Origin of the sequence: Corallococcus sp. AB018 (assembly GCF_003986945.1) — a bacterium.
In the GTDB taxonomy this organism is placed as follows: Bacteria; Myxococcota; Myxococcia; order Myxococcales; family Myxococcaceae; genus Corallococcus; species Corallococcus exiguus.
This window is the reverse complement of record NZ_RAWR01000003.1, coordinates 17966-31377: the sequence shown is the minus strand read 5'-3', so window position 1 is coordinate 31377 and position 13412 is coordinate 17966. Positions and strand designations below refer to the sequence as shown.

13 protein-coding genes are annotated in these 13412 nt (G+C 69.9%); 8 read left to right on the top strand and 5 right to left on the bottom strand.

What is annotated here, in order from left to right; translation table 11 throughout:
• Positions 1–1596, bottom strand: a complete 1596-nt coding sequence (locus D7Y11_RS00960) for a HEAT repeat domain-containing protein (RefSeq protein WP_126932791.1) — start codon at positions 1594–1596, stop codon at positions 1–3.
• Positions 1597–1699: 103 nt separating this feature from the next.
• On the opposite strand from D7Y11_RS00960, the gene D7Y11_RS00955 reads away from it, so the two are divergent.
• From D7Y11_RS00955 to rsmB, 4 genes are read left to right on the top strand one after another with little or no spacing between them, the layout of a single operon-like run.
• Positions 1700–2290 (top strand): signal protein, encoded by a 591-nt coding sequence (locus D7Y11_RS00955; protein ID WP_126932790.1) that lies wholly within the window; start codon positions 1700–1702, stop codon positions 2288–2290.
• 33 nt (positions 2291–2323) lie between these two features.
• Positions 2324–3262, top strand: a complete 939-nt coding sequence (gene fmt / locus D7Y11_RS00950) for a methionyl-tRNA formyltransferase (protein ID WP_126932789.1) — start codon at positions 2324–2326, stop codon at positions 3260–3262.
• A gap of 49 nt (positions 3263–3311) precedes the next feature.
• Positions 3312–4274, top strand: coding sequence for a type II 3-dehydroquinate dehydratase (locus tag D7Y11_RS00945; protein WP_199753672.1), 963 nt, complete (start codon positions 3312–3314; stop codon positions 4272–4274).
• Entirely contained in the window at positions 4271–5587 is a 1317-nt protein-coding gene (gene rsmB / locus D7Y11_RS00940; protein ID WP_126932788.1) for a 16S rRNA (cytosine(967)-C(5))-methyltransferase RsmB, read from the top strand. Before D7Y11_RS00945 ends, rsmB begins: the two co-directional genes overlap by 4 nt.
• Positions 5588–5591: 4 nt before the next feature.
• Here rsmB and D7Y11_RS00935 read toward each other — a convergent pair whose 3' ends face one another.
• The gene (locus D7Y11_RS00935; protein WP_120577755.1) at positions 5592–6491 is read right to left on the bottom strand and encodes a LysR family transcriptional regulator; all 900 of its coding nucleotides are present in this window, start codon (positions 6489–6491) and stop codon (positions 5592–5594) included.
• A 128-nt stretch (positions 6492–6619) separates the two neighbouring features.
• Positions 6620–6916, bottom strand: a complete 297-nt coding sequence (locus tag D7Y11_RS00930) for a hypothetical protein (RefSeq protein ID WP_120577756.1) — start codon at positions 6914–6916, stop codon at positions 6620–6622.
• 73 nt (positions 6917–6989) lie between these two features.
• On the opposite strand from D7Y11_RS00930, the gene D7Y11_RS00925 reads away from it, so the two are divergent.
• Positions 6990–8099 carry an MJ1255/VC2487 family glycosyltransferase gene (locus D7Y11_RS00925; protein ID WP_120594883.1) on the top strand — a complete coding sequence of 370 codons (1110 nt, stop codon included), beginning with the start codon at positions 6990–6992 and terminating at the stop codon, positions 8097–8099.
• Positions 8100–8129: 30 nt separating this feature from the next.
• On the opposite strand, the gene D7Y11_RS00920 is transcribed toward D7Y11_RS00925, so the two are convergent.
• Together D7Y11_RS00920 and D7Y11_RS00915 are read right to left on the bottom strand one after the other, a co-directional pair.
• Positions 8130–9170: an SDR family oxidoreductase gene (locus tag D7Y11_RS00920; protein WP_126932787.1), complete on the bottom strand. Its 1041-nt coding sequence runs from the start codon at positions 9168–9170 to the stop codon at positions 8130–8132.
• Between the two features lie 43 nt (positions 9171–9213).
• Positions 9214–9723, bottom strand: coding sequence for a peroxiredoxin (locus D7Y11_RS00915; protein ID WP_120577759.1), 510 nt, complete (start codon positions 9721–9723; stop codon positions 9214–9216).
• Between the two features lie 162 nt (positions 9724–9885).
• Here D7Y11_RS00915 and D7Y11_RS00910 point away from each other — a divergent pair, with 162 nt between their 5' ends.
• The 3 genes from D7Y11_RS00910 (at position 9886) to D7Y11_RS00900 (ending at position 13393) form a co-directional block, all read left to right on the top strand.
• Positions 9886–11019 (top strand): aminotransferase class I/II-fold pyridoxal phosphate-dependent enzyme, encoded by a 1134-nt coding sequence (locus D7Y11_RS00910; RefSeq protein ID WP_126932786.1) that lies wholly within the window; start codon positions 9886–9888, stop codon positions 11017–11019.
• Positions 11020–11179: 160 nt separating this feature from the next.
• The gene (locus tag D7Y11_RS00905) at positions 11180–12064 is read left to right on the top strand and encodes a hypothetical protein (protein ID WP_126932785.1); all 885 of its coding nucleotides are present in this window, start codon (positions 11180–11182) and stop codon (positions 12062–12064) included.
• Positions 12065–12103: 39 nt separating this feature from the next.
• Complete coding sequence (locus tag D7Y11_RS00900) at positions 12104–13393, top strand: hypothetical protein (RefSeq protein WP_126932784.1); 1290 nt, start codon at positions 12104–12106, stop codon at positions 13391–13393.
• Positions 13394–13412: the final 19 nt, after the last annotated feature.

The following is a 13412-nucleotide window of genomic DNA, read 5'->3' as shown; positions in this document are numbered from 1 at the left end:
CTACGCCCGCTCCAGCTTGACCATCAGCCGGCGCAGGTCCTCGTTCACGCGCACGAAGTTGGAGTTGCCCTTCTCGTCCTCCAGCTGCTTCTTCAGCGCGGGCAGGGACGCCTCACGCAGCTTCTTCGCCGCGCCGGGCGCGTCCGCCAGCCAGTCCACCGCCTGGATGACCGTGGCGCGCGCCTCGGTGTCGCGCTCGGTGAGCCGGGACGCCAGCGTCGGACCCTGGTCCGCCGCCCCGGAGCGCCCCACCTCCAGCGCCGCGCGCTGCAACAGCACCGCGTCCGCCTTGGGCAGCCGCTGCGACCAGCAGCCCGCGTTGCCGCTGCACGCCTGCGCCGCCTCCAGCACCGCCCCATATCCCTGGACCTGATCCGCGCGCTTCTTGCCCAGCGCCGCGGCATCCTGGCATCCGTCCTCGCCCGTCTCCTGGCAGTCCGCCGCCGTGCGCGCGGGCTCCGCCGCCGCCAGCTTCGCGAGCATCGGCTGCTCCCGCGCATCCCCCAGGAGTGCGATGCCCTTCATGGCGATCTCCCGCGAGTACCAGTCCCCGGTGCCCGCCGCCTTCTCCAGCGCGGGGAGCGCGTCCCGGCTGCCCAGCAGCGCCAGCGCCCGCACGTACGCATCCCGCACCGTCGGGTCCGGCTCACCCACGAGCCCCGCGAGCGGCTTCACCGCCTCCTGCGCCCGCATCCTCCCGAGCGCGTCCGCCGCCTGCATCCGCACCAGCGCTTGAATCTGGGGATCCGAGTGCGTGAACGACAGCTGCTTCAACAGCGTGGGCACCGCGCGCTTCTCCCGGAGGTCGCCCAGCACCTGCGCGGCCTTCATCGGGTAGCTGGCGGGGTTCACCCCCTGCGCCTTCGCCCACGTGAGCAGCTCCGCGTCCTTGCCCTCCAGCACCGGCAGCAGCGCGTCCGCCGCGGGCGCGCCCAGCTGGAACAGCGCGAAGCTGCTCTCCACGTAGAACGACATGCCCCGGCGCTCCTTCGTCAACGTGCGCATCAGCGCCGGCACCGCTCGCGGATCCCCAATCTGCCCCAGCGCCTCGATGGCCTTCTTGTTGAGGAACGGCTCCGCGGACTCGTCCGTCGCCAGCTGGATGAGCGGCTCCACCGCCGGCTTCGCCTTCAGCGCGCCCAGCACCTGGATGGCCTCGATGCGCGTGTAGTTGTCCTTGCTGCGCAAGAGCGGCACCAGCGACGGCACCGCGCGCTCATCCCCAATCCGCCCCAGCGCGCCCACCACCGCCTTGTTCACCTGCTGCGCCGGTACATCCGAAGCCCCGGGGTCCAGCGCCGCCGTCAGCGGCTCCAGCGACGTCGGGTGATGCAAATCCCCCAGCGTCCGGGCCACCGCCGCCTTCACCTCCGGCCGGCGCTCCGAGGACAGCCGCCCGTGCAGGAAGGGCAGGAACTGTTCGTTGACGTTGCCCGACGTGCGCAGCGACTCAATCACTCGCACCTTGTCGTCGGGGCGTTTGGCCCCCTCCAGACTGGACTGCCAGTACTCCGGCGTCTTGGGGTCCTCCTTCTTGCAACCCCCCAGGGCAAGGCAGGAAACGGCCAGGGACAGGGCGACGAGTGAGCGGGACATGGGGCTCCTTTACGTCCGAACGTCTGGGCTTCCGTCGGGTGTAGACCTGTCTTGACGAAGGACGCAAACCTCCCCCACCTCCTGGGGTACGCTGGTCAACGACATGCCCCATGCCGAAGACAGTCGTAACGCGTCGCGTCCGACCATCATCCGCCGGACGTACCTGCTCGACCGAGAATTCCAGCTCAAATACATCTTGCTGCTCACCGGCATGGGCGCCGGGAGCATGTTGCTGTTCGGCGTGCTCGCGCAGCAGGTGCACCGCATGTCCGCCGAAGGGGGCCTGTCCAGCGTGGAGACGCTCTGGTGGCTCACCGGCGTGGCCACCGTGGGCCTGGGCATCGCGCTCGGGTTGTTCGGGCTCCTCTTCACGCACCGTGTGGCGGGCCCCGTCCATGTCATGAGCCTCTACGTCGCGGCGCTCGCGGCGGGCCGCTACCCGCGCCTGCGCCCCCTGCGGCGCAAGGACGAGCTGCGCGCCTTCTTCGCGCGCTTCAGCGAAGCGGTGGACCGCATCCGTCAGCGCGAGGCGGACGAAGCATTCGCGCTGGAGAAGGCGCTGGACGCGCTCAAGGACGTGGCCACCACTCCGGAAACGCGCGAGGCCCTGTCCACGCTGGAAGCGCTTCGCGCGCGCAAGCGCCAGGCGGTGGACACGTCCGCGCCGGCCGCCGCCTTCAAGTCCGTGGCCTGACCCCATCCCTTTTCCACACGAGATTTCCCTCACATGAGCAGCCGACCCCGCATCGTCTTCATGGGCACGCCCGAGTTCGCCGTGGCCTCGCTGGAGGCCTGCTTCGACGTGGGCGACGTCGTGGCCGTCGTCACCCAGCCGGACAAGCCCAAGGGCCGGGGCAACGCCGTCACCGCGCCGCCCGTGAAGGAGCGCGCGCTGGAGAAGGGCATCCCCGTGCTCCAGCCGCAGAAGCTGCGCACGCCGCCGTTCTCCGAGGAGCTGCGCCAGTACGCCCCCGACGTCTGCGTGGTGACGGCGTACGGAAAGATTCTCCCCAAGGACCTGCTGGCCCTGCCCGCCAAGGGCTGCGTGAACGTGCACGCCTCGCTGCTGCCGCGCTTCCGGGGCGCCGCGCCCATCCAGTGGGCCATCGAGCACGGCGACAGTGAGACGGGCGTGTCGCTGATGGTGATGGATGAAGGCCTGGATACCGGCCCCGTGCTGGCGATGAAGCGGCTGCCCATCGCGCCGGACGAGACGAGCGCCACGCTGCACGCGAAGCTGTCCGCGCTGGGCGGCGACATCCTGCGCGAGTCCCTGCCGCGCTACCTCCGCGGCGAGCTGACGCCCCAGCCCCAGCCCTCCGAGGGCATGGTGCTGGCGCCCATCATCGACAAGGAGAACGGCAAGCTGGACTTCGCGAAGTCCGCGGTGGAGCTGGACCGCCGCCTGCGCGCCTTCACGCCGTGGCCCGGTGCATACACGCTGCTGGGTGGCAAGGTCTTCAAGGTGCACCGGATGCGGCCCGCGGAAGGGAAGGGCGCGCCCGGCACGGTGTTGTCCGCGGGGCCAGAGGGCATCGAGGTTGCTTGTGGCGAGGGCTCGCTCGTCCTCCTGGAGGTCCAGCCAGAGGGCAAGCGGGTGATGCGCGCGGCGGACTTCCTCTCTGGCAACAGATTGCAGCCGGGCAGTCAGCCGTTCACGTCTTGAGCGCGCCGCCGAGCGCCATGTGGAATTCTCGCGTCATGGAGTCGCACGGATGGGCATGAAGCTGCTGGTGTTGCACGGACCGAACCTCAACCTCCTGGGCGAGCGTGAGGACGTCGTGGGTGGCCGCCTGACGGACCTCGACGCGGCCCTGCGCGCGAAGGCGAAGGAGCTGGGACTGACGCTGACCATCGTCCAGTCCAATCACGAGGGCGTCCTCATCGACACGATCCACGCCGAGCGCAAGAGCGTGGAGGGCATCCTCATCAACCCGGCGGGCTACTTCACGTCCTACGCGCTGAAGGAGGCGCTGGAGGCGGTGGGGCTGCCCACCATCGAGGTGCTGCTCAAGCCGCCCGCCCGCGAGTCCGTGGTGGCGGAAGCGTGCGCCATGCAGGTGCTGGGGCTGCACGGCTTCGACCCGTACATCCAGGCGCTGGAGACCTTCGCGAGCGGCATCTTCCACCCGGCCATCCCCGGGCCGGTGAAGTCGCTGGGCCGCCGCAAGAAGGCCGCCGGGCCCGAAGATGAAGACTCTCGTCCGAAGCCCAAGCTGGTGGGCCGCGTGCACCCGCTCAAGAAGGACGACGCGCCGGAGCCCACGCCATTGGTCACCACGCCCGCGCGGTCGCTGCGGCGCACGGCGGAGGCCGGGGGGCCGCTGAAGACGCTGGGCCGCAAGTCCGTGCCCACGGTCGTGCAGACGGACGGCAAGCCGGGAAAGACGCTGGGCCGCGCGGCGAAGGGCGGATCCACGCCCGCGTCGGACCTGCTCACCCGGGCGCTCGTGCGCCAGAAGATCGCGGACCGGTTGGCCGGACGGCTCAGTGAAGCGGAGCTGGCCACCTGGGCCCGCGCGAAGTATCAGCAGGTCCAGCGTGGTGAACCGGCGGAGAGCGGCCACCGCGAGCTGCTGGAGGACAGCCTCCAGAGCCTCACTTTGTCCCATCTGCCCGCGACGCGGATGTCGGACGAGCAACTGGTGGATCTGATGACCCGGCTGGAAGAAGGATGAGCGCCCGTATCCTCGCCATCAACATCCTCGCGCGCGTGCGCGCGACGGATGCCTACCTCAACGTGGTGCTGGACACGGTCCTGTCGGAGACGCCTCCGAAGGACCCCCGCGACGCGGCGCTCGTCACCGAATTGACCTACGGCACGACCCGGCGGCAGCTCGCGCTGGACTACGCCATCACCCGCTTCGCGGACCGCAAGCTGGACGCGCTGGAGGACAAGGTCCTGGCCGCCCTGCGCGTGGGCGCCTACCAGCTCTTCCACACCCGCGTGCCCGCGCGCGCCGCCGTGGCGGAGACGGTCCAGGCCCTCAAGGACGTGGGGCTCGGGCGCGCGGCGGGCTTCACCAACGCCATCCTGCGCAAGCTGTCGGAGCTGCCCTCGCCGCCGCTGCCCTCCCAGAAGGACCCGGTGGAGTACCTGTCCGTGCGCGAGAGCCACCCGCGCTGGCTGGTGGAGCGGTGGATCCGCCAGTTCGGCCGCGAGCGCGCGGAGGCGATGCTCGTCGCCAACAACCTGCCCCCCGCCGTCGTCATCCGCGCCAACACCTCCAAGGTGACGCGCGACGCGCTGCTCGCGCAGCTGAAGGACGTGGGCGTGGAGGCGCGCGCCACGGAGGCCTCGCCCGTGGGCATCATCCTGCCGCCCGTGGGCCGCGTGGAGGACGTGTACGGCTACTCGGAAGGGCTGTGGCAGGTGCAGGACGAGGCCGCGCAGCTGGTGGGCGTCTACGGCGCCATCCCGGAGACCGCGCGGGTGCTGGACGCGTGCGCGGCGCCGGGCGGCAAGGCCTGCCACCAGGCGGAGACGCACGACGTCGTCGCGGTGGACCTGCACGCCAACAAGCTGCGGAAGATTGAGTCGGAGGCCCAACGCCTGGGGCTGTCCGGGCGCCTGAAGGCCTACGCGCACGACGCGTCCGAACCGTTCCCCGAAAGCTGGGGCGAGTTCCACGCGCTGGTGGTGGACGCGCCGTGCTCCGGGCTGGGCACGCTGCGCCGGCACCCGGAGCTGCGCTACCGCCGCAAGGAGGAGGACGTGGCCCGGCTGGCGACGCTCCAGCGGCGCATCCTGGAGAACTGCCAGGAAGCGGTGCCGGCGGGCGGCCTGCTCGTCTATGCCGTCTGCACGCCGGAGCCGCAGGAGGGGCAGGACCAGGTGGACATGTTCCTGCGCAGCCACCCGGAGTGGACGGCCGAGCCGCCCGTGCTTCCCGGACTCAAGCTGCCGCTCGCCCAGGCCTGGCTGCGCACGCTGCCCGGGCCGGAAGGCTACGACGGCTTCTTCGCGGCCCGGCTGCGCAAGCTCTACTGAGGCTTCAGTCGTCCTGCGGAAGCAGGGAGGCCTGCTTGAAGGCTTCCAGCACCGCCGCGGACGCGCGGTCCAGGTACTTGCCCTTGCGGATGAGCAGGCCAATGGGGCGCGACACCGGCCCCTCCGCGAAGGGCTTCGCCACCAGCGAGCTGTTCTTGATTTCGGCGTGGGCCGTGGCGAGCGGGAGGATGGCCACGCCCAGGCCCATCTCCACCGCGCGCTTGATGGTCTCCACGTTGTCCATCTCCATCACCGGATTGATGTCGATGTTCTTCTCGCGGAACAGGCGGTCCAATGCCTTGCGCGTGGGGGCTTCCCGGTCGAAGGCGATGAAAGGCACGCCTGACAGCGCGGTGACGCTCACCTTCGTCTTGCTGGCGAACGGGTGGTTGGGCGCGCAGACCACCGCCAGCTTGTCGTCGCGGAACGGCAGGATGTCCACGCCCGCGCGCGGCTGCGGATAGGCCACGATGCCAATCTCCGCGGCGCCCAGAATCACGTCGTCGTAGACCTGATCATTGCGCCGGTAGTTCAGGCGCATGTTGACCTTGGGGTGCGTCTTCAAGAGCTGCTTCTGCACCACGTTCAGCTCGTGCAGACCCACCGAGTAGATGGTGGACACGGTGGTCGCGCCCTGGACCTCCGTGGCCTGCTCGCGGATCTCCTGCTCCACCTCCGCGAAGCGCGCCAATATCTCCTTGCAGCCCCGGAACAGGCGCTCGCCCGCGGGCGTGGGCGTCACCTGCCGCGCGCTGCGAGAGAGCAGCTTCTGCTCGTAGCGGTTCTCCAGCGCGCGAATCTGCTGGCTCACCGCCGACTGGGTCACGTGATTGAGCTGCGCCGCGCGCGAGAACGAACCTGTCTCGACCACGTCACAGAACATCTTCAACGATTCGAGCTGCATGGGCCGTCTCCTACCCTCAAACCTAATGGCCGGGCCAGTGGTAATTAGTTGACCTACCCCGCGCGCGAAAATGACCTACAGGCACAATGTGCCTGGCTGCTTGCGCGGCGCGGCGAAATCTCGGGCTCTCAAACGCTGGAGTCATGGCCGTTCTCGGGCGGACGCGGGCGGGTGAGCGCGAAGAGGGCGGCGCCCAGGGCGACGAGCGCTCCGCCGGAGAGTGTCTGCACGCGGCCCAGGTCCCGGTCGGTCTCGTGGAGGAGCTGGCACTCCTGCGGGGACAGGTGGGCGCAGTCGGCGGGGGCGAAGACGGCCCTCACGCCCAGCCCGAGCAGCCCCACGCCGCCCAGCATGAGGCCGACGATGCCCCCGAACGCCGCTGCGCGCAGGACGGAGGCACCCCGGGGCGAGGGCAGGGAGGTCATGGACCGGGAGGCGTAGCACCGTCCTGGGCCGGAAGGGACAGGGGAGGGCGTCCCGGGCGTATGCTTCCGGACCATGCGAATCCTGTATGGGGTCGTCGGCGAAGGGATGGGCCACGCCACGCGCTCGCGCGTGTTGCTGGAGGCGCTGACGAAGGAGCACGAGGTCCACATCGTGGTGTCCGGGCGGGCGCAGAACTACCTGGCCCAGCGCTTCCAGAACGTGCACGGCATCTGGGGCCTGACCATCGCCTACGAAGGCAACTCGGTGAAGAAGTGGCAGACGGTGCTGCAGAACCTGAAGGGCGCCGTGACGGGCTGGCCGCAGAACGTGCGCCAGTACTTCGACCTGGTGGAGGGCTTCAAGCCGGACGTGGTGGTGAGCGACTTCGAGACGTTCAGCTACCTGTTCGCGAAGAACCACCGGTTGCCCGTCATCAGCGTGGACAACATGCAGGTCATCAACCGCTGTCAGCACGACCCGGCGCTGCTCGCGGGCCACGAGGAGAGCTTCGAGGCCACGCGCGCCATCGTGAAGGCGAAGCTGCCCGGGGCCTTCCACTACCTGGCCACGACGTTCTTCTACCCGCCGGTGCGCAAGCGCCGCACCACGCTGGCTCCGTCCATCCTCCGGCCCGAAATCCTGGCGGCGAAGCCGGAGGCCGGGGAGCACCTGCTCGTGTACCAGACGTCGACGACGAACACGCAGCTGCCCGAAATCCTCAAGCAGTCCGGCGTGCCGTGCCGCGTGTATGGCCTGCGCCGCGACCTCAAGGAGGACGTGGTGGAGGGCAACCTCACCTACCGGCCCTTCAGCGAGGCGGGCTTCATCGACGACCTGCGCACCGCGCGCGCGGTGGTGGCGGGTGGCGGCTATACGCTGATGAGCGAGGCCGTGTACCTGCACAAGCCGCTGCTCAGCATCCCCGTGGGAGGCCAGTTCGAACAGGTGCTCAATGCCCTCTATCTGGAGCGGCTGGGGTACGGGATGTATGTGAAGGAATTGAGCCTGGACGCGCTGAAGACGTTCCTCTCACGCGTGCCCGCCTGCGCGGAGTCCCTCAAGGGCTACGAGCAGGACGGGAACGTGAAGATTCTCGCCGCGCTGAATGATCAGCTGGCGCAGGCCTACGAGCACCGCGGCCACTGGCGCATGGAGCTGGCGGAGATGGACGGCAAGGCTTAGGCCCCGTGCATCCAGAGGTGTCCCTTCGCGTCAGTGCAGGGACACCTCGTTCTCGTTGTTGCGCTCCGCCGCGCGGCGGCTCATCTCCGTGAGCCAGGAGCGGGTGAGGGGCGTCTCGCTCTCGCTGCCTTTGTACCGCTCCGGGGTGCTGTCCTGGGGCAGCCGCCGGTTGACGGCGTCCAGCACGCGCGCGGTGAGGTTGGGCGCCAATGCGCGTCCCACCGCGCCCAGCTTCGCGGGCATGCCCACCAGCGCCTCCGCGTCCCCGCGGCGGCAGGCTTCGATGATTTTACGCGCCACTCGCTCGGCGCTCATGGACACGCCCATCATCGAGTTGCTCACGTGGAACCACGCGTACTCCTTCTCGTGGTCGCCCTTGAAGCTCGCGTTGCGCGGGCTGCCCGTGCGGATGAGGGACGGGCACGCCGTCGTCACGCGGATGCCGTCCTGGGCCAGCTCCGTGCGCAGTCCGTCCGACAGGCCCACCAGCGCGAACTTGCTCGCGGAGTACGGCACCAGGTGCGGGATGCTCAGCTTGCCGCCCATGGAGGCCACGTTGACGATGCGGCCCTCGCCGCGCGCCTTCATGGCCGGCGCCACCGCGAGCGTCGTGTACAGCGGCCCCCACAGGTGGACGTCCACCGCCTCCTCGAAGTCCTCCAGCGTCATGGACTCCAGCGGGCCCACCATGATGACGCCCGCGTTGTTGATGAGCACGTCCACCGCGCCCCAGTGCTCGTGGACGGCGCCCACCATCGCGTCCACCTGCACCTGGTCGCGCACGTCGCAGCGCAGGGTGAGCACCTCGCCGCCCATGCGCTCCAGGTCCGCGTGGGCGCGCTGGAGCGACTCGACGTCGCGTCCGCAGATGGCCACGCGCGCGCCCTCCTTCAGGAACATGCGCGCCATCACCAATCCCAGCCCCCGGGAGCCTCCGGTGATGACGACCGTCTTGCCCTGGAAGCTGTAGCGCGGACGCAGCACGCGCTTCAGCCCCACGACGGCCCCCACCCCGGCGGCCAGCGCGCCCAGGGAGAAGCCCCTTCGCTCGGTGTGTCGTCGGTCAGCCATGGTGCGACTCTCCTGGAGAGGGAAGGGTGGGGGCGCGAAGGGCTCAGGGATTGGAGGCCGCGACCTGGTCCTCCTGCTCGCGGGAGACCTCGCCGTGGAGCGCGGGCGGCTCCTGGCCGGGCAGGTCCTTGAGCAGCGTGCGCACGCGGCGCACGGCGTCCTTGCCGCCGATGCGGTTCTTCAGCCGCCCATCCGTGCCGAAGAGGAGGAAGGCGGGGTGCTTGTCCACGCCGTAGGCCTTGGCCATGGAGCCGTCGTCCATGGCGATGGGGTAGCGCAGGCCGTGCTCGCGCGCGAAGCCCTCCACCTTGTTGGTGTCCCGGAGCTCCGTCTCGTTGTGGGTGACGTCCACGCCAATGACCTTCAGGCCCTTGGGCCCGTAGTCCACCACCCACTGGTTCACGGCCTCGAACTGCTTCGCGCAGTCCTCGCAGTCCATGGTCCAGAAGTGGAGGAGGACGGGCAGTCCGTCGAGCTCCGAGACGTGGACGGGGGCGTTCACCCACCCGCCATCCGGGTCCAGCAGCGTGAGCGGGATTTTCGTCGAGGCCATGCGAGCTCCCAATGCGAAGTGGAAAGCGCTTCAACGGGACGTGACTCAAGCTATGCATGCGCCACCGGTTGCTCCCGGCTGCGCGCCCGTCCGCTCGCCTGTCCGGCAAGGGCTGTTGGCCCGCTCCGCCCTCCGGTGGGCAGGCGGGCATGGAGGCCGTGAATGCGCATCCCCGACTTCGAACTGGAGCGGTACTTCGCGCGGTGGGAGTTCGCCGCGCCCTACCTCCTGTGCTCCTCCGACATCGAGGGCTGGCGCATGGCGGACCTGCTGGCGCTCGCGTCGCCGGAGGACCGCGCCCGCTGGGACGGGCTGACGCTCGGCTACACGGAGACGCCCGGCCTGCCCGCGCTGCGCGAGGCCATCGCCGGCATGTACCCGGGCCTCATCTCCGAGGACGTCCTCACCTTCGCGGGCGCGCAGGAGGCGATGTTCGTCGCGATGAACGTCCAACTGGGGCCCGGCACGCACGCCGTCGTCACCTGGCCGGGCTACCAGTCGCTCTACGAAGTCGCGCGCTCCGTGGGCGCGGACGTGACGCTGCTGCCCCTGAGGGAGGAGGACGGCTGGGCCCTGGACCTGGACGCGCTCACGGCGGCGCTGCGCCCGGACACGCGCATGGTCGTGGTGAACTTCCCGCACAACCCCACGGGCTCGCTGCCGGACCGCGCCACCTTCCAGAAGCTGTGCGCGCTGTGCGAGGCGCGCGGCATCCACCTCTTCTCCGACGAGGTGTACCGCCTGCTGGAGTACGACGCGAACGACACGCTGCCGCCCGCCGCGTCGTGTCTCACGAAGGGCGTGAGCCTGGGCGTGATGTCCAAGGCGTTCGGCCTCGCGGGCCTGCGCGTGGGCTGGCTCGCCACCCGGGACACGGAGCTGCTCGCGCGCTGCCGCGCCTTCAAGGACTACACCTCGCTCTGCAACAGCGCCCCCAGCGAGCTGCTGTCCCTCATCGCGCTGCGCGCCCGTGAACGCGTGCTGGAGCGCAGCCGCGGCCTGCTCACCGCGAACCTCGCGCGGCTGGATGACTTCTTCGCGCGCCACGCGGACACCTTCCACTGGGTGCGCCCGCGCGCCGGCAGCGTGGCCTTCCCCCGTCTGCTGCGAAACATCCCGGTGGCTCGTTTCACTGAGTCACTGATTACCCGTGAGGGTGTGTTGCTGTTGCCGGGCGACGTGTATGGCTTTCCGGGCAATCACTTCCGGTTGGGGTTGGGGCGCGCCAACCTGCCGGAAGCACTGGAGCGGCTGGAACGCTTCGTGCGAGACGGCGCCCTGGACGCGCTGGGGTGACTTCCAGAGCCAGCGCGTTGCGTCAGGGTTTTCACTGACGGCCCGACTTTCGGCTTATCGCCTTCATCTGAAACAACCCCTAGAGTGGTTGTCCCCTCGCCCGGCCTGGGGCCGTGCGGAAGCCCTCTCATCCCCCTGAGAGGCCAGGAGACACACCCCGATGAAGATGCTGATTGGCGCGGCCGTGACCGCCGCGACGCTGTTGGTGGGTACCGAAGCCGCCGCGACGAACTACACGCTGTGGATCCACGGCCGCAACGGCGGCAAGACGCAGGCGGGCAACTACGCCGACTTCAGCTACTGGGGGCCGTCCACCACCGCGGCGGGCGTGAACAAGAAGGCCGTCAACTGGAACGGCACGCAGCGCGTGGGCTCGGAGAACTACCGCATCCGCAACGCGCTGGACTGCTTCTGCACGGGCACGAACTCCTGTTACCTCGCCGTGCACAGCGCCGGTGACCTGCAGATTGGCTACGCGCTGTCGCTGTACGGCACCAGCACGCGGCAGGTGAAGAACGCCTCGCCCAACGCCAACGGCGAATGCGGCAACGTGGGCACCTCCACGCAGACGGGCTGGAACATCAAGTGGGTGGCCGTGGCGTCCGGCGCGGGCGGCGGCAGCGAGCTGGCGGACCACGGCGACTGGGCGGTGAGCGAGCCCCTGGTGAGCGACCTGGTCACCACCACGGCGCGCTCCATGTACAACCACAACGCCACGGCCAACGTGGAGTTCCTCATGTTCGCCGGCTCCAAGGGGACGCTGTACTCCGGCATCCTCCCGGGCCAGGACGACGAGGCGGTGGCCTACCACTCCACGGGCGGTGTCTCCGGCAGCAGCGGCGGCTCCTACTGCAACCCGGGCGACTGGTTCTGCGGCGGCACGCTCAACCTGCTCAAGAACGCGTGCAGCGACGGCCGGCAGAAGTGGAGCTTCCACTCCGTGTACCTCCGCGACGATGGTGAGTCGTACAACCACTACGCCAACGGCAACTGGGGCGGCATCGTCTCCAAGGTGCGCGAGTACATGGCCCAGTACGCGTACTAGAATGACGGCTTCCCCCGCCCCCTCCGGCGAAGCCCGCTCATGACACGTGAAGACGGCCCCATCCCCTCCGCCTCCCGGCTGCGCCACGGCCGGTGGTTGCTCGCCCTCGTGCCCCTGGTGTTCGTGGGCGGAGCGTTCTTCTGGTGGCAGGGAAGCGATGGGGCCGTAGCGCCGGAGGGCGCACCGAAGCCCACCTCCGCCCCGGTGTCCGACCCCCGCGAGGTGGCGCGGGCGCCGGCGGAGCGCTCCAGCGCGGCGATGGCGGCCGAGTCCGCCCCGCCGTCACTGCTCAGCCCGGAGGCCCGCGAACGCGAGGCCCGCCGCGAGCTGTGGCAGAAGCGGCTGGAGCGCGCGAAGCGCTCGTTGGAATCCTACGTGGCGGCCACGCGCTACCCGCCCGAGTCGCGGCCCGGCCGCGAGCATCCGGATCAACTGGAGCTGGCGGAGCCGGAGCGCACCCGGCCGCTGAGCCCCAAGGCCGCGGAGGACGGCACCTCCGACGTGCAGCTGCGGCTCAAGCAGGACAAGGTGTTCGTGGTCGGTGACGAAGCGGTGCTCTTCACCGTGGCGTGCGAGGACTCGCGCCGCGCGGCGCGCCCGTGCGAGGTGGTGTCCGCGATGGCGCACGAGGCGGACCACCTGGCGGACGCGGGCGGCGTGCCGGGCGTTCCGGTGACGTTCGTGGACTCGGGGCAGGGCGGCGACGCGGTGGCAGGCGACGGGATGCTCACCGGGCGCTTCCAGCCGTCGAAGCAGGGCTTCGCGATGTTCTCCGGCACGCTGCGCGTGGCCCTCCGCGTGCGCTCGGGTTCGCTGGAGGACTCGGCGTTCTTCGACGTGCTCTACACATCCGCGCCGCCGGCCACGTTCAGCGGCAGGGTGCGCGAGGTGCTGGAGGGTGGCTCGCTGGACCTGTACCTCCCCATCCAGGTCCGCAAGGCGGGGCGGTATGTGGTGTCCGGCCGGCTGGACGACGAAGGCGGCGTGCCGTTCGCGGTGCTGTCGTTCAACGAGGAGCTGCAGGAGGGCTCGCAGGAGGTGAAGCTCAACGTCTTCGGCAAGGTCATCCGGGACGACAAGCCCACGTTCCCGCTGACCCTGCGCGACGTGGAGGGCTTCCTGCTCAAGGAGATGGGTGACCCGGACCGCGAGCTGATGGTCACGCTGCGCGGGCCCGTGCACACCACGCGCGAGTACGCGCTCGAGCAGTTCTCGGATGCGGAGTGGAGGAGCCCCGAGCGCGACCGCTACAAGAACGAGCTGGAGAAGGACGTCATGGAGGCGCAGAAGCAGCTCGACGCCGCGCTCTCCGACAGGCCCGAGCCCTGAGCGTCAGGGCCCGCTCCTC